The organism is Novosphingobium sp. PC22D, assembly GCF_002556635.1.
Lineage (GTDB): Bacteria > Pseudomonadota > Alphaproteobacteria > Sphingomonadales > Sphingomonadaceae > Novosphingobium.
Genome location: NZ_MWMO01000001.1, coordinates 304,422 through 320,222, shown reverse-complemented (window position 1 = coordinate 320,222; position 15,801 = coordinate 304,422). Strand labels below are relative to the sequence as shown.

The 15,801-nt window shown below is 66.8% G+C and carries 14 protein-coding genes; 8 read left to right on the top strand and 6 right to left on the bottom strand.

All coding sequences use genetic code 11. From position 1 onward, the window contains the following. Positions 1–112: 112 nt before the first annotated feature. Positions 113–715: a LuxR C-terminal-related transcriptional regulator gene (locus B2G71_RS01420; protein WP_098103977.1), complete on the top strand. Its 603-nt coding sequence runs from the start codon at positions 113–115 to the stop codon at positions 713–715. 311 nt (positions 716–1,026) lie between these two features. Here the strand turns inward: B2G71_RS01420 and B2G71_RS01415 are convergent, their stop codons facing one another. Continuing rightward, entirely contained in the window at positions 1,027–1,464 is a 438-nt protein-coding gene (locus tag B2G71_RS01415) for a hypothetical protein (protein ID WP_098103976.1), read from the bottom strand. A gap of 219 nt (positions 1,465–1,683) precedes the next feature. Between B2G71_RS01415 and B2G71_RS01410 the strand changes: the two genes are divergently transcribed. Then, positions 1,684–2,262: a TetR/AcrR family transcriptional regulator gene (locus B2G71_RS01410; protein ID WP_168176213.1), complete on the top strand. Its 579-nt coding sequence runs from the start codon at positions 1,684–1,686 to the stop codon at positions 2,260–2,262. A gap of 41 nt (positions 2,263–2,303) precedes the next feature. On the opposite strand, the gene B2G71_RS01405 is transcribed toward B2G71_RS01410, so the two are convergent. Beyond that, complete coding sequence (locus tag B2G71_RS01405) at positions 2,304–3,959, bottom strand: hypothetical protein (RefSeq protein WP_168176212.1); 1,656 nt, start codon at positions 3,957–3,959, stop codon at positions 2,304–2,306. Between the two features lie 629 nt (positions 3,960–4,588). Between B2G71_RS01405 and B2G71_RS01400 the strand changes: the two genes are divergently transcribed. Then, a complete protein-coding gene (locus tag B2G71_RS01400; protein WP_098104392.1) occupies positions 4,589–5,662 on the top strand; it encodes an aldo/keto reductase in 1,074 nt (357 codons plus the stop codon). A 262-nt stretch (positions 5,663–5,924) separates the two neighbouring features. Continuing rightward, positions 5,925–6,662 carry a Crp/Fnr family transcriptional regulator gene (locus B2G71_RS01395; RefSeq protein WP_098103973.1) on the top strand — a complete coding sequence of 246 codons (738 nt, stop codon included), beginning with the start codon at positions 5,925–5,927 and terminating at the stop codon, positions 6,660–6,662. 388 nt (positions 6,663–7,050) lie between these two features. Here B2G71_RS01395 and B2G71_RS01390 read toward each other — a convergent pair whose 3' ends face one another. The 4 genes from B2G71_RS01390 to B2G71_RS01375 all read right to left on the bottom strand — a co-directional run bounded on the left by B2G71_RS01390 (position 7,051) and on the right by B2G71_RS01375 (position 11,539). After that, positions 7,051–7,860, bottom strand: a complete 810-nt coding sequence (locus B2G71_RS01390; protein WP_098103972.1) for an SDR family oxidoreductase — start codon at positions 7,858–7,860, stop codon at positions 7,051–7,053. A 26-nt stretch (positions 7,861–7,886) separates the two neighbouring features. Further along, complete coding sequence (locus tag B2G71_RS01385) at positions 7,887–8,639, bottom strand: SDR family NAD(P)-dependent oxidoreductase (RefSeq protein WP_098103971.1); 753 nt, start codon at positions 8,637–8,639, stop codon at positions 7,887–7,889. A gap of 273 nt (positions 8,640–8,912) precedes the next feature. Further along, positions 8,913–9,956: a tyrosine-protein phosphatase gene (locus B2G71_RS01380; RefSeq protein ID WP_098104391.1), complete on the bottom strand. Its 1,044-nt coding sequence runs from the start codon at positions 9,954–9,956 to the stop codon at positions 8,913–8,915. A gap of 89 nt (positions 9,957–10,045) precedes the next feature. Continuing rightward, positions 10,046–11,539 (bottom strand): sulfotransferase, encoded by a 1,494-nt coding sequence (locus B2G71_RS01375; protein ID WP_141521459.1) that lies wholly within the window; start codon positions 11,537–11,539, stop codon positions 10,046–10,048. 189 nt (positions 11,540–11,728) lie between these two features. Here B2G71_RS01375 and B2G71_RS01370 point away from each other — a divergent pair, with 189 nt between their 5' ends. The 4 genes from B2G71_RS01370 to B2G71_RS01355 all read left to right on the top strand — a co-directional run bounded on the left by B2G71_RS01370 (position 11,729) and on the right by B2G71_RS01355 (position 15,786). Then, positions 11,729–14,158, top strand: a complete 2,430-nt coding sequence (locus tag B2G71_RS01370) for a TonB-dependent receptor (protein WP_098103969.1) — start codon at positions 11,729–11,731, stop codon at positions 14,156–14,158. Positions 14,159–14,321: 163 nt separating this feature from the next. Continuing rightward, complete coding sequence (locus tag B2G71_RS01365) at positions 14,322–14,687, top strand: PilZ domain-containing protein (protein WP_098103968.1); 366 nt, start codon at positions 14,322–14,324, stop codon at positions 14,685–14,687. Between the two features lie 203 nt (positions 14,688–14,890). Continuing rightward, positions 14,891–15,364 (top strand): sigma factor-like helix-turn-helix DNA-binding protein, encoded by a 474-nt coding sequence (locus tag B2G71_RS01360; RefSeq protein WP_141521458.1) that lies wholly within the window; start codon positions 14,891–14,893, stop codon positions 15,362–15,364. Positions 15,365–15,402: 38 nt separating this feature from the next. Beyond that, complete coding sequence (locus B2G71_RS01355) at positions 15,403–15,786, top strand: hypothetical protein (RefSeq protein WP_098103966.1); 384 nt, start codon at positions 15,403–15,405, stop codon at positions 15,784–15,786. The last annotated feature ends 15 nt before the right edge of the window (positions 15,787–15,801 follow it).

Below are 15,801 nucleotides of genomic sequence, written 5' to 3'. Positions count from 1 at the left end.
TTGCGCCATCCCACTCAAGTGAACGATCGAAAACGGACGAGGTGTCGCGCGCGATCCGGGCATTTCCCTGCGACAAAGCCCCTAGGTAAAAAACCTTTGGGAAGGTACGTCCATGGATCCCGTCTCGAACATCATCCTGATCGACAGCGAAATGCGGCGCCGCGCCGCGATCAGCCACGCATTGTCCGCCAGCAGCATCCACGTCGAACCGTTCGAAAACATTTCCGAGATCAGCGCGGCCTGGCTGCGATCGGGCGTCATCCTGCTGCATGACACCGAAGGATCGGTCTCCGATCTGGTCGAGCGCATGGCCGAGCACGGCGAATGGTTTCCGGTTATCGCCTTCAGCGAGGAGCCCACGACCCATCGTGTGGTCGAGGCGGTGCTCCAGGGCGCGATCGACTACATTGCCTGGCCGATGGACGCCGAAACGCTCGCCACGACGCTCGCCCAGGCGGCGAACCGGGCAGAGACCTTCGGCAATGCCAAACTGCGCGAAGTGATGGCCCGCGCGCGCGTCGAGGGGCTGACCCGGCGTGAGCGTGAAGTGCTGAGCGGCGTCGCCAGCGGCCTGTCGAACCGTCTCATCGGCGAGAAACTCTCGATCAGCCCGCGCACGGTCGAGATCCACCGCGCGAACATGCTCAACAAGCTCGGCGCGCGGCACACCTCCGAAGCGATCCGCATCGCCATCGAAGCCTCGATGGTAAGCTGACAGGTGGCGCGGGCCGGCCGGCAGGTGGTTGAGACGACCTTCCGGGCGATCCAGTGGTAAACCGGTAGGACACGCTTACGCCGGCTTCAGCCGGGAGCGGCTATTCGATGTCTGTCGGTGCCGAGCCCGCGCCCGGTACCGACACCGCTCGAACCGTCCCGCGCTCGCGGCTTCCAGCCCCTCCTCCCAACCGGGCAGGCCGGCTCGACGGCTTTCTGGCGACCGGCGCCCTATTCTCCTCCCGCAAAGGATCGCGCGCCGGTCGCCCCCTTTTTCCGAACGAGGCCGGCAGCCCCGCGGGGCGCGGTCTGTCAGTGGACGCGCCCGCTCGGGTGCGCCGGGGCCAGCGAACGACTGTCGCCGCCGCCCTCGGCGAGGAGGGCCGCGGCATAGGCACCGATTAGTGCGAGCGCGGGGGTGGCGCCTTCGGCGACGACCTCTTCCGATCCCTCGACCACGACGATCGTCGCGAGGCAGGTTCCGCCTCCTCCCCTCGACAGCATGAACGAGACGCCCTCTCCCATCAGCGAGATCGCCGCATCGACCGGCGCGCCGTTCGAAAGAAGCCGGTCGATCGATCCGGCCGCGGCCCAGGCCTGACTGCCGCCCTGCCCACGGTTCTCGGCAAGAAACAGGGACGCGGCTTCCGCCATGCGCTCGCCCTCATCATCGACCGTGCTGCGAACGCAATCGTCGAGGAAGCCTTTCAGCCTCGCGGTCCAGAGATCATCAGCCTTGCGTGCCATCATTGCGGGTTTTGCCCTATCTGTTCGGTTGCGGCCCAGGGTCGTCGCACGTCGACACAACAGCGCGCGCGTCCTGTCAATCCGGACAGTTATCGGGATTTCTCATGATGTCCTGACTTGCGACAAGCCACAGCGAAACTACAACAAATGACCACTGGACGCGTCGATCATGCGACACTGATCTTGCCAGGAATTCCGGATTCGGCAAAAGCGAGCGCGACTATGATTGACGAAGAGACCGTTCGCAGGCGTGATGCCGATGCGACCAAGGCCCGGATCCTTTCGGTGGCCCAGGTCGTTTTCTCGGAACTGGGCTATTCCCATGCCGGCATCCGCGAGATCGCGACGCGCGCGGGAACGAGTTCCACCCTCGTTCTGCGCTACTATGGTTCGAAGGCCGGGCTGTTCCGCGCGGCGCTGGAGGCCTCGATGCCCGTCGCCGCCGCCATCGCCGGCAAGCGCGAGACCTTCGGCGCGGACCTCGCGCGCGCGCTGCTCGATCCGGAGAATGCGATCCGCCCGCCACTGATGATCGCGCTCGCTTCAGGCGATCCCGAAGCCGCCGCGATCGCCGCCAGCGTGTTCGAGGAAAAAAGCGTCCGCGGGCTCGCCAACTGGTTGGGCGGCGAGGAAGCGCGCGCACGCGCGCTCCAGATCGCGATGATTTCCACCGGGCTCGTGTTCTATCTGCGGCAACTGCCGATCGACCCGTTCTCCGACATCGAGCTGGACGGCGTTACCGCCTGGTTCGAGAAGGTCGTGCAGGATCTGGTCGATAGTGCGGGGCACGGCGCCGGCTGAACCGGCCCGCGCCGCGCAAGGAACCGCCGCGACGACGAGGCTCAGGGTGCCGGCTCGAGACCATCGCCGCGCACCATCGCCGCGCACTCCGCGCGTTCGTCCGCACCGTCGCCAAGCGCCTGATAACGTATGATCCGCTCGCCCGCCGGGAGCCAGCGCAGCTCGCGCTCGTCCGCGCCGTCGGAGAAGACCGCGGCAAAGGGCTGCCTCGCATCGCCCCAGTTGATCACGGTGCGCCGGACGTAGCCCATCCCCGGCCTGACCCCGGCGCGCCATGCCGGTCCATCGCGGCGAACCGTCGCGACGCGGTCTTCGCCGTCCAGCGTAAAGCCGCGATCGTAGACCGGACGCTCGGCGCGAGCGAGCCGGCCACAAGGCGCGAACAGATCAGCCGGCAGGATCGCCCGCGCGGCCTGCACGCGAGCCGCCTCGACCCGCCCGGGGCCCGCCAGCCGCGACAGCGCCGCGATCGCGCTCTCGTCAGGCCGCAGCTCTCCCGACAGGCCGCGCAGCAACGCAAGCAGCGAACTGCCGCGCCCCCTCAAATCGCGGTCGAGCAGCCACGCGACCACCTGGCCGCGATCGTACTGCATCTGCATCGCGTCGGGATCGGTCCAGAATTTATCGGTCAGCTCGGCATCGGACAAGTCGCGGGCGCTTGAGGCGGCATAGCGGAACAGCACCTCGTTGACCGCCGCGCGCCATTGCGCGGGCGTCCACAGCCCGGCGCGGACCATCGCGCGCGCGCTGAACCAGTCGTCGAAGCCTTCGCTGAACCAATAGTCGGCGGCGGTGTCATCGTGAGTCGGCCAAGCCCCGCCGAACCAGCGGTGCGCGTATTCGTGCGCGAGGAGGCGGGTGAAACGCGCGGCGGGTACGTTCGCGGTCGAACTCAGCGCGAAACCCGATGTCCGCCCGGTTCCGCCGAAGCTGACCGCGCCCCTCTCCGCGCCGGTCAAGGGCACGAGCGTCACCAGGAAGTCGCGCGGCGTTTGCACGAGCATCGCGTTCTCGCTGGCGACCAGCCCTTCGAGCCAGTCCAGCAACGCTTCGTCGGCAAAATCCCATGTGCCGACCGCGGCGAGCCGCAGGCGATGTCCGCCCCGATCGGCCTCATGGAGCCGCAGCGCCGTTCCGCCCACGAAAATTCCGTGCGCGACGTCGTCGGCAGTGAGCATCGCGGCGAGTTCGAGGTCGCTGGCAAGCGTCCAGCCCTCGGGCACGGCGCCCCAGGCGAAACGCGCCGGGGCGTCTCCGCGTCCCGAAGGCATGGCGAAGACGCCTTCGCCATGAAGCTGGAACCATTCGCCCTCGATTACCGGCCGCGCCTTTTCATAGTCGCGCGCGTCAGGCGCACCGGCCTGTCCATCATCGACCCGGTAAGTGAGGGTCACGCGCGCGCCGGGAGCGTGGCGCACGGCAAGGTGTTCCGGGTCCTCGGTGCTCGGCGGAACGAGTTCGCCGCCGCGCCCGCGAAAGTCCGACAGGCTGCGCCAGAGCGCATCGCTTCCCGCCCACCGGGAGGGCAGATCGACGCGCGTCTCGCCGTCCTGATCGCCATCGAAGCCGACCGCGATCCGGATCGCGGGTCCTTGCGCGTCGGAGACCGGGCTGACCGTATAGTCGATCGGTTCGCAATGGGCCGACGTCGCGGCCCAGAAGGCCGCGAGCGTGGCGAGCACGGTTCCGCACTTCATCCGCGATGCCCTCAAGCCGATGATCCCACGGCGAGCCTTAGCAAAGTTCCGGCACCTGTCGATGGGGCGCGGAAGGGGACAAGACGCCCGCCGAGAAGATGGAAAAAGGGGCCTGCCGAACGACAAGCCCCTTTTAGTGTCGGAATCCTCGAGACCGGGACCCCGATCCTCCCCAACCTGGCGCGTCGCGAGGCATCGTGCCTGGCGACGGTGATCTCTGTCGGGACGTTCCGGCGGCCGACCTGCCGCGCGAGACATCCCGCGAAGCCGCCCGCGTGATGCACCCGTGCGGCAAATCGTCCCGAACAGTGATCAGGTTCGGGCTTTCGCGGCGGACCCTAGCGCAACAATGTGCGCAGCGCCAAGCATTTAGAGCTTCCAGGCCAAAGAAATTGCGCTTTCATCATTCGATATCTTCCACGGGGCGATCGCGCTGCGGCCAAGCGGGGGCTCCGCGAACCCGCGATATAGGTCCTCCGCCATGCTCGGGGCAGCCGCGACGGGCTCGGAACGCGGACTTGTCCTCACGCGCAGGATCGCCCCGGCCCATGGCCATGCGCGGCGCGGCGCGCAACAATGGCTCCGCACGACGACCCGAAGCGGTCGCACCAGGCGGGGATGCAACGAACATGGCGACACAACTCGATCACTACCGGCTGCTCGGCCGCTCCGGCCTGCGCGTCTCGCCGCTGGCGCTGGGCACGATGACGTTCGGCGTGGGCGAAGGCGCCTGGGGATCGAGCGAGGACGAAGCGCGCCAGATCGTCGATATGTTCATCGAGCGCGGCGGCAACTTCATCGACACCGCAGACTTCTACGGCGGCATGGGCGGCTCGGAGGAGTGGCTCGGCAAGCTGGTGAAGGGCCGGCGCGAGCCGCTGGTGATCTCGACCAAGTATTCGCTCACCACACGCCCGGGCGATCCCAACGCCGCGGGCAACCACCGCAAGAACATGGTCCGCTCGGTGGAGGATTCGCTGCGGCGCATGCAGACCGACTACATCGATCTGCTCTATCTCCACATGTGGGACTTCCGCACGCCGCCAGAGGAAATCCTGCGCGCCTTCGATGACCTCGTACGCGCGGGCAAGGTGCTCTACGCTGGCCTTTCGGACGTGCCGGCCTGGCAGGCGAGCCGGATGCAGGCAATCGCGGACCTGCGCGGCTGGACGCCGTTCTGCGCGCTGCAGATCCAGTACAGCCTGATCGAGCGCACGGTCGAGCGCGAGATGATCCCGATGGCGCGCGAGATGGGCATGGGCGTCTCGCCATGGGCACCTCTCGGACAAGGCGTGCTGACCGGCAAGTACACGCGCGCGGACCTGCCCGCGAACGGGGCGGACGCCGCTGGCGACGTCTCCTCGCGCAAGGCGATCAATGCCATGACCGGCAAGCTGACCACCGGTAATCTCGATGTCGCCGATGTCGTGAGCGAAGCGGCGAGCGAGATCGGCTGCACCCCCGCGCAGCTCGCGCTTGCCTGGACGCTGGTGAACCCCGCGGTCGTCTCGCCGGTGGTCGGCGTGCGCACGCCCAAACAGCTCGCGGACAATCTCGGCGCGCTCGACGTGACGATCCCGGCAGAGCTGCTCGCCCGACTCGACAAGGTCAGCGCGGTGCCCAAGGTCTTCCCGATGGACGTGCTCACCGGCCCGGCGGAAGGCATGATGTTCGGCGGAGTGACAGTCGAGACCCGCAACTGAGGCGGCATCCCGCTTCATCAGCCACCGCGGACGGCCTCGCCGACGTGCCGGGAGAGGACTCGCGAGCGCGTCTCTTCCTGGTTGCCGCTTGCATTCGCATACCGCGCGCCGCACAAAAACGCGCGGAAAGGGCCGATCGCCTCCGTCTTGAACTCTGCCGCGTCGACACGCGCCGCGGCTTGGGTCACTATGGCGGCGATCTGCGGATGGAACCGTTGCTCACGGGGGCAGCCGACCGCGGCTGAAGGGCAGGAGGCGTTCGATGTCAGGTACCGCTAATCTCGATTCGCTGGTCGAGCTGTTGCCCGTGCCGCTGGGCGAATCGCTGCTGCCGCACGCCCGGCTCGTTTCGCTGCGGCCCGGCCAGATCGTGATCGGGCACCAGGACTACTCGAACGAGGTCTTCATCGTGCTCGAAGGCACGCTTCGGGTCGAACTCGTTTCGCGCAACGGCCGCGAGATCATTCTCGACGATCTCGCCGTCGGCGACCTGTTCGGCGAGTTCTCGGCGCTCGACGACCAGCCACGCTCGGCGACCGTCACCGCGACCAGCAAGGCGACGCTCGCGCGCGTTCCCGGAGCGGCCTTCAAGGAACTCGCGCTCTCGACGCCCGAGAGCGCGCAGTGGCTGACGCTCAATCTGGTGAAGATGGTCCGTACGATGACCGAGCGGGTGTTCGAACTCAACGCGCTCGCGGTCCGCAGCCGGCTCCATTGTGAACTGCTGCGGCTCGCGCTCGATGCCGGGATTTCCGAAAATTCCTCGGTGATCGCGCCGTCGCCGACCCACGTCGAACTTGCGAACCGGATCGGTACGCACCGCGAGGCGGTGACCCGCGAGTTGCAGTACCTCCAGAAGCAGGACATCACCGCAAGCGAAGGCCGCAAGCTCACTGTGGTCGATTGCGCGCGCCTGGCCGAAATCGTCCGCGCGGCGGCGGGCGACGTCGAACTCATCCAGCGGGCCAACCAGGCGGGAATCGGACGCGGCGTCGCCTGATCCGAAGCGATGTGGGAAATCTCACATCGCCCGTGTGTCCTTGACCACTGCGCCGACCGCCCCAGCGAGGCACAACGCGGGTGTCCGGCGAGCCAACCCCGCGAGCGAACCGGACACGGACCGGGACGGGCAACCGTTCGGGGGTGGCTTCTGACGGACGTCAGTTGCTCATCCCGGTCCGGCATCACTCGCAACGCCTTCAAAGGCGGCGGCCCGAGCCCAAGGCTCTGACATCAGTCACATGGGCCGCCGCCTTTCTTTTCCCTCGACATAGCCCGCCGTGCTGATCGCCATCGCGAAGCGGCCGCGATCCAGCACGCACGCCGACGTCACCGCCCGCACTCCGGCAGGCGGAGCATACCGGCTCGCCCGGCGCCGTGAAACCCGCTCAGGTCTCGCCTTTGTTGACGCTGGCGATGCCGGGGCGCTCGGCGCCCATGCCCGAAAAGCCGATGCAATAGCCGCCGTCGACCGGCAGGATCACGCCGGTGACGTAGGCCGCTTCGTCGCTGGCGAGATAGAGCGCGGCCTGGGCGATATCGCGCGCGAGGCCCCAGCGGCCCATCGGAATGCCCGCCAGCACCGGGTAGTCGGCGGGCGGTTCGGGATGTTGCTGCGAAGCCTCGACCAGCCCGGTCCACATCGTGCCGGGCGCGACCGCGTTGATGCGGATGTTCCTGTCCGAGTAATCGAGCGCGGCGGTCTTGGTGAGTTGGTTCACCCCCGCCTTGGCCGCACCGTAGACGGCGTGGTGCTTCCAGCCGACCACGCCCGAGGCGCTCGTGGTGTTGACGATCGCGCCGCCGCCGGTCCGCAGCATCGAGGCGATGGCGTACTTCATGCCGAGAAACGCGCCCTTGATGTTGGTCGCGTGAACGCGGTCCCAGGTCTCCACCGACTGCTCGTGCAGCGGCGCCATCGGTCCGCCGAAACCGGCGTTGTTGCACAGCACGTCGAGCTTGCCGAAGCTAGCCTCTGCTGCCGCGATCATCGCCGCGACATCGTCCTCCGACGAGACGTCGCAGTGGACCGCGAGGGCATCGCCCGCGAGCGACGCGGCCACCTCGTTCTGCTTGCCCGATATGTCTGCGAGGACGAGCTTGGCGCCCTCGGCATGGAACAGTTCGGCCATCGCCTTGCCCATTCCCGATCCCGCGCCGGTAATGACGGCGACTTTGCCTTCGAGCCTTCCGGCCATCGCGTGTTCTCCCTTGTCTCGCCCGGTCAGGCGCTGGTGTCGATCGTCGGACGAATCGAGATTTCCGAGATGTTGGCGCGCCGCGGCATGGCCAGGATGAAGACGATCGCGTCGCCGATGTCGCCGGGTTTGACCGCGCCTTCCTTGCCGACATGCTGCTGGATCGCGCTGCGCCAGTTCGGGTCCTTGATGTTGTCACCCACCTCGGTCTCGGTCGCACCGGGCATGAGCGTGCACACGCGCACGTTGCGGTCGCCAAGCTCCTGACGCATCGCATCTGTGAAGAAGTTCACCGCGTGCTTGCTCGCCGAATAGGCATTGGTCATCGGGCCGCCCTTGCGCCCCGCCAGCGAGGATATCGTGATGATGTCGCCGCCGCCCTGCGCGAGCATATGCGGCACGGCTTCGGCGCAAGTGTATACCGTTCCCATGAGATTGATGTCCATGACCTGGCGATAGAGGTCGGTATCGCAGTTCTCGACGCCGCCCGCCTGCATCACGCCGGCCGAATTGACGAGGATGTCGATGCGGCCGAAGTGCGCGACCGTCCGCTTCACCGCCGCGCGCGCTTCGTCCTCGACCGCCATGTCGCCCGGGATGGCGAGCGCGCCGCCGCCGATGGCCTCAATCCGCTCGACCATCCCGGCCAATCGCTCCGCGCGGCGCGCCGACATGGCGACGCTGGCGCCGGCTTGCGCGAGGCACAGCGCGGTGGCTTCGCCGATCCCCGAACTGGCGCCGGTAACCAGCGCAACCTTCCCCTCGAGTGGTTTCGACATGGCGTTGTATCCCTCTTGCCCGTGGCTTGCCCTTCGACCGGGGCGGCGCTCAAAACGTATACATTTGCTGGCCGGATGCGCCTGACAAGTCAAGAGCCGTGGGCTGGCGCCATTTGGTTTCCGTACACGATCGGCCGAGCCGGCGCCCAAGCGATCGGTCGCCGCGTCGCGATGCGGCCTCTGGTGTCGTCACAGGGACGACGCTTCTTCAGGCTCGCAGCCTTGGCATCGGGAGCGGAGCGGTCGCGCGCCGCCAGGACTTGCGCGTGCTTCTCAGTCGAGCATCGCCGCGCGCAAGGTCGCGATGTCCGCGTCATCGAAGCCGAGGACGGTCTGCATATAGCCTTCCGAGGACCCGTATGTCTCGTCGACATAGGCGAAGAACTGCGCCAGGTGCGATTGTCCGCCCGGTGTGTAGAGCGGCGCCGCGCTCTTGCGCTCGCCCGCCTTGGCCAGCATCGCGGCCATCGTGTTGCCGGGAAAGTCCGCCGGATCGATCTTGGGAAACTCCCACTCGGGCCGGCGCAGTTCGGTCGAGAGGTGATAGTCGGCAAGGATCGTCTTCCGGTCGACGCCGAGCATGTCGTAAAGCAGCGCCGTGGCGACGCCGGTGCGGTCCTGCCCGGCCGAGCAATGGTAGATCACGGCCCCCTCGCCCGCCATGATCCGGCGATAGAGCGCGCGATACTGCGGCGCGAGCGTCACTTCCATGCCCTTGTAGATGTTCTCGCCGCCCCCGGCGCGCAGGCCCTCCATGAGCTTGGCCATGCGGTAGTCGTTGGCGAGGAACAGCGCCCCGGTCTCGTCGTCGATCGTGTCGGGCGTGATCTCGCGTTCGTCGAGCGAGCGCAGGTCGACCACCGAATCGATGCCGAGTTCCTGGATCGCGCGCTTGTCCGCCTCGCTCAGCAGCGGCATCGCCGCCGATCGAAAGGCGCGGCCCCAGCGCACCTCGCGGCCGTCCCCGGTCATGTAGCCGCCGATGTCACGAAAGTTGCTCCCCTGCGCGAGCGGCAGCACCCGCTCGGCGACCACCGCGGTCTCGCCGCTGTCGCCTTGCAGGATGACATAGCGACGATGCTCGGCGGGCAGAGCGAGTTCGAGCGGCTCAGCCCCGGTCCAGCGCGCCGCGCGTTCGTCGCCCGCATCGAGGCTGGCGTCGGTGCTGAGCCAGACGGTGACGGGCTCCGCCTCCTCACGCGCGAGGCTGACGTGCCCGGCATCGAGCCGCGTCACCGTGGCGACCTCCTTTGCGCCGACGGATGGCGCGAGCGCGAGGCCAAGCACGACGAAGAGGCTGCTGGCGATGCGGCGCATGACGATCTTTCCCGGTTCGATGCTTCTGTCCTCAAATGCCATCGCTTGCTGACAGGACTATGGCAACGCCGCGACCGCCGCCCAAGTGCTCAATCGCCTGGCGGCGGGTCGATGCCGAAGCGCGCCAGCGCCTCTACCGCTCGGCGCGAGCCCTGTTCGTAGCGCCGCCAGCGTGCCACGGCGCCTGAATAGACGGGCTGACGCACCTGCACTGAGCTCGCCGTCGCGACCGGCGCCGCGTTCTCGTGGAAGGCGAGGCAGGCCGGGTCCCAATCGAGCCCGGCGAACGCGACGAGCGCCCGCGCCTCGCTCTCGAAATCGGCGACGATGTCCTCGTAGCGCTGCGTCCGGAAGCGATCGCCGGGCAGCGCGGCGGCATAGAGATCCGCCAGCTTCTCGAAACCGGCGACGAAGTGCGCGGTATCCTCGAAATCATAGGCATAGGAATAATACGTGAAGCCCGTCGCGAAGAGTTGGCGGTAATTGCTGAACAGCGCGTCGTGCGGCGCGCGGCGCAGGCAGATCACCCGCGCGCCCGGCAAGGCCTTGAGGATCAGCGGCACGAAGAACAGGTTGAACGGCATCTTGTCGATCACGCGGCGGCATTCCCCGCCCGCCACCGCGCGCGCGCGCGCGATGTAGTCCGCCGCGATGCCCGACACGTCCGCCGAAGCGCCCGCCGCGATCGTCGCCGGATCGAGCACCAATGGTCCGGGCGTTGCCGTGCACCGCTTGAGCAGCACCGCGAAGTCCGACAATTCGCCCGCGGACGCGACCTGCGGATGCGCCGAGAGAATGCGCTCGGCCAGCGTGGTGCCGCTGCGGGGAAGGCCGAGGATGAACAGCGGCGTCTCGTCGCCCGCCGGGGCCTCGCGCGGGGCGGCGGCAACGGCCTGCGCGGCGGCGGCGAAGAGTGCATCGGTAGCGGCGCGATCGTGCGCGACCGTTCCGCGCTGCCCGGCCTTGGCGCGATCGAGCCACGCGAGCGACTCGTCCCAGCGCCCCAGGTCTTCGAGCACTTTCGCGATCGCATGTCCGAAGGCGAGCCTGTCTTCGCCGGCGGTCGCCGCGGCGAAACCGCGTTCGAGTGCGGGCAGCAGCGCATCGCCCGATTGCCGGTCGAGCCCCACGAGCGAAAGCCAGCCCTGGGCATGGCCGGGATGCGCGGCGACGAGTGCCTCGAACCCTGCGCGCGCGCCGTCGAGATCTCCGGCAAACTGACGCGCGATAGCGAGATTGTAGGCGGTCTGCGGATCAGCGGGCGCCGCGCTCGCGGCCCGCTCGAACAAGGGCACCGCCTCGGCGTGGAGACCAGTGCGCGAGAACAGAACGCCGAGATCGCCGGCGACCGCGGGATGCTCGACCCCGGCCTCTGCCGCGGCGCGCGCGTGCCGGCGTGCCGTCTCGGTGTCGCTGCGCTTGAGGGCCATGCGCCCCTCGAGCACATGGCGCCAACCCTCCGCGCCACCGAGCCCGGCGGCGATGCCGAGCAGTTCGCGCGCCTTTTCGAAGTTGTCGTGCTCCAGCGCGATCGCGGCCATCACCAGCACCATGCGCGGGTCGGGGCTCGGATTTCCGCGCAAATGCGTTTGTGCGCTAGCGAAGGCTTCGCGTTGGCGACCCTCGTAAAGTTGCAGAATTGCTACAGCGGGATTCAAAAAACTGCCATTCTCTTGGCCTCGCGCTTCCAATCGCCGCCCCCTTCGGCATGCTGCACTGCGGCACACTTCTTCTGGGATACCCGTAGTCTACACTTATAGGGGTTTCATTCCATGCAATTCAAAACAACGCTCCGCATCGGCCTTCTGGCAGGCTCGATGCTGGCACCGGTCGTGGCTCATGCGCAAGAGACCGGCGCCGACGACTACGACGAGGACGCGATCGTCGTCACCGCGACGCGGCGCGTCTCGACCGTCCAGGACGTGCCGATCAACATCGCCGCCGTCACCGCGACACAGCTCGAGGAAACCCGCGCGCAGGACCTGGGCGAAATCAGCCGAACCGTACCGGGGGTTTACATCGTCGATACCGGGCAGCGCGCCGGCAACACGATCGTCTTTCGCGGCCTCAACGCCGATCCGCTCAGTTCGAACGACGGCGACAACTCGGGCGGCGGCACGGTCGCGATCTACTTCGGCGAGATCCCGCTCTATGCCGACTTCCGCGCCAACGACATGGAACGCGTCGAGTTCCTGATCGGTCCGCAGGGGACGCTCTACGGCGCGGGCACGCTGGGCGGCGCGATCCGCTACATTCCCAAGCGGCCGCAGTTCGACGCGATCGGCGGTGAAGTGCGTGCCGATCTCTACAACTACAAGCACGGCAGCGGCGTGAGCACCGACACGGGCATGACGCTCAACATTCCGCTCACCGAGACGCTCGCCTTCCGCGGCTCGCTCGACTACCTCAACGACCGGGGTTTCATCGACCAGCCCTATGCGCTCTCAATCAACCAGATCGGGCTCGTCAATCCGAACGATTTCTCGGGCGGCACGCAGTTTACGCCGCTCAAGGACGTCAACACGGTCGACACGATCTCGGCCCGCGCGGCGCTGCGCTGGATGCCGGTCGAGGCGGTCGACCTCAATCTCACCTATTACTATCAGGACCAGCGCACCGACGGCCGGCAGTTCTCGGGCTATCGCCTCGGCCAGGCCGCGCTGCTCGACAGCAATGGCAATACCACCAGCTTCCCGGCGCCGCTCGGCAAGTACGACAGCGCGCTGCGCGTCTCCGAGCCGAACCGGCGCGAGAACCAGCTCGTCGCGCTCGAGGCCTATGTCGACCTCGACTTCGCCGAGCTGACCAGCGCGACCGGCTATTCGAAGTTCAAGGATGACGGCAACCGCGACCAGACCGACCTGCTGATCACGCTCGAATACAGCTACGAGGCCTTCCCGAACTTTGCCTCGCGCACGCTCGAGCAGGGCAAGGAAGAGACCTGGACGCAGGAACTTCGCCTCGTCAGCTCGACCCCCGGCCCGTTGAGCTGGATCATCGGCGGCTTCTACAACAAGCAGAAGACCAATGGCTTCTCCAAGGAGTTCACGCCTTACCTCGACGAGTACTACGGCACCGTCTACCCGGAGAACCTAGAGTACTTCTCGGTCTCGCGCACCAAGCTCGAGGAAATGGCGGCCTACGGCGAGCTCAGCTACCAGATCACGCCGCAGTGGCAGATTACCGCGGGCGGCCGCTATTACGACTACACCTACAAGACCGAGCAGGCGGTCGACCTGCCGCTGCTCGAAGTCGCCTTCGGCGATCGCGAACCCGGCGTGATCGTGCTCGACTTCGAGAACACCGAACAGAAGGACGATGGCTTCCTGTGGAAGCTCAACACCTCGTACGAGGTCACGCCCGACGCGCTCGTCTACGCGACGGTGAGCAAGGGTTATCGCATCGGCTCGAGCAACGGCCTCGCGCTGTGCGAGGATACTGGCGAATTCCAGAGCGTTTGCGCTCAGCCCGACGAACTCGAATACACGCCGGACGAGACCACCAACTACGAGATCGGCTTCAAGACCCAGTGGCTCAACCGGCGGATCACCTTCAACGGCGCGGTCTACTGGATCGAGTGGTCCGATCCGCAACTCTCCTCGGCGACGGTGATCGGATCGCAGCCGATCACCAAGAACGGCAACGGCGCGCGCTCGCGCGGCGTCGAGCTCTCGGGAGACTGGCGGATCACGCCCGAACTGACGATTCGCGGCAACTACGCCTATGTCGATGCCGAACTCACCGCCGATTCGCCCAGCCTTATCGCCTACAGCGAAGGCCCGGGCTTTCCCTCGCTGTTCGAAGACGGCCTCAAGGGCGACCGCCTGCCGGGCAGCGCGAAGCATTCCGGCAATGTCTTCGTCGACTACAAGCGCGAGATCGGACCCGACACGACGGTTGGCTTCTCCTACAAGCTCCATGTCCAGTCGAACGTGCTCTCGCGCGCGGGCGGACGGCAGGGGCTGACGCTGCCCGGCTATTCTACGCACGGCGCGGCGCTGACCTTCGGCTACAAGGGCTTCGCCACCCAGCTCTATGTCGACAACATTTTCGACAAGTTCGCCGAAGCGGGCGTGCGCTCGTCTCCGCCCTTCGCGCAGGCGGTGTTCAACGAGAACGGCGATCCGGTCTACGTGCGCAGCTTCGGCACGTTCCCGATCGCCCCGCGAGTCATCGGCCTGCGATCGACACTGAGCTTCTGACGGGGGCGATCAGGGCTCGGCGCATCGCACGGGCGGTCGGGGCCATCCCCGGCCGCCCGTATCGCGTGCCGACGAGTTGACACCGACGGGGCAAGGGTGTTCGATTCGTCCAGCAGCGCGCCGGCGGCCCGCCGGTTCGAACGACGAGGTTTGGAAAGAAGTGATGCCACAGGCGTCCGACGGCACGAGGTCTCGCGGCGAAGGCCCGTTTCTTGCGCCTCCGGCGATTCCGACGAGGGTCGAGAAGCCCTCCGGCGAAGAGCCCGTCGGACGGTTCAGCGCCTATTGCCGCGCGCGCAGCACTCGTGTCCTGATCGAGGTGCTCGACATCTCGACCACCGGCTGCCTGCTCGACCTGAGAACCTGGGGCCTGCGCGCGGGAGAACGCATCCTGATCCGCCTGCCCGGTCTGGCCTACCTTTCCGCGGTGATCGTCTGGGTCGAGGACGGGCGCGGGGGAATCACTTTCGACCAGCCTCTGCACGAAGCGGTTCTGCGCCACCTCATGGAAAATTCCTCCTCGGGCTAAGTGACTGAGCAATCGGCGGCCTCCGCGCCGACGGAGCCAGCCTTGCCTTTGGTTCTAAAGGATTTTCCGATCTTGGCGCGCCGCCAGGAAAGCGCGCTGGTTGTTTAACCTTCGATAGCACTCTGTGTGTATGGGCCATATTGAGTTGCGACGGGGCTAGGCCCTATCGTCGCTCATCCTGAAACCCTTAGGTCACGAGAGACATGAGCGAATCGCCTATTGATCGGTTGACCGAGAGGCAACGGCAGCTCCTCGATTTGGTCAACAAGGAGGTCTCCAAGTCGAAGGAGATTGCCAAGGAGACCGGTCTGGCGCCCGGTTCCGTCGACACTCTGCTGCAGAATGCCGCCAAGACGCTCGGTGAGCGCGACCGCAAGGCCGCGGCGCGGCGCTACGCCGAGCTTGTCGAAAATTCTCAAGATTCGTCTCAATTGAGATCAGGCGACTTTGAAAGCCCCGTAAATTCGGGTGTCTCTGAGGGTGCAGGCGCCATCGGGCAAGTGGCCGGGAAGATCGCTGAGTTCTTTCGCGGACCGCCGCTCGGGGGCAGCGAGCAGCGCCTGAGCTGGGAACAGATCGCATGGCAGATCCTCCGGGTCGCGGTGATCGGCATGGTCTCGATCTGGCTGTTGGTGCTGTTCGTCCTGGGGTTCTTCCGGACGTTCGGAGGAGCCTGAACAGCAATCGGGCCGTTGCCCCCCGAAAGGAGACACCGATGTACAAGCTCAAGGAATCGTCCATCCACGTCGTCGGCGCCGACTGCCGCGCGGCCGTCGATGACTTCGACGCCGCTTACGCGACGAGCCTGCGCCTCGCGGCCGACACCGTAGAGGGTCTGCGCCATTCCGGACTTCCGTCCAGCCATTCGCAGCGTCTCTACCGCACCTTTTCCGAGAGCTTCAATCACCTCCTGGCGGGCCGCAAGAGCCTTGTCGCGGCGATCGGCCAGCTCCAGGTGATCCACAAGCGCAGCGACCAGGCCGAAACCAGCGGCGGCTGCCCGGTTCCCTGGGAAGACGTCTTCTTCACCACTGCGCAGGAGCAGGAGGAGATCGACCAGATGCGGCCCTCGCGCGCCAACGATCGCCTGACCTCCTAAGGCCTCAAGCAGCGC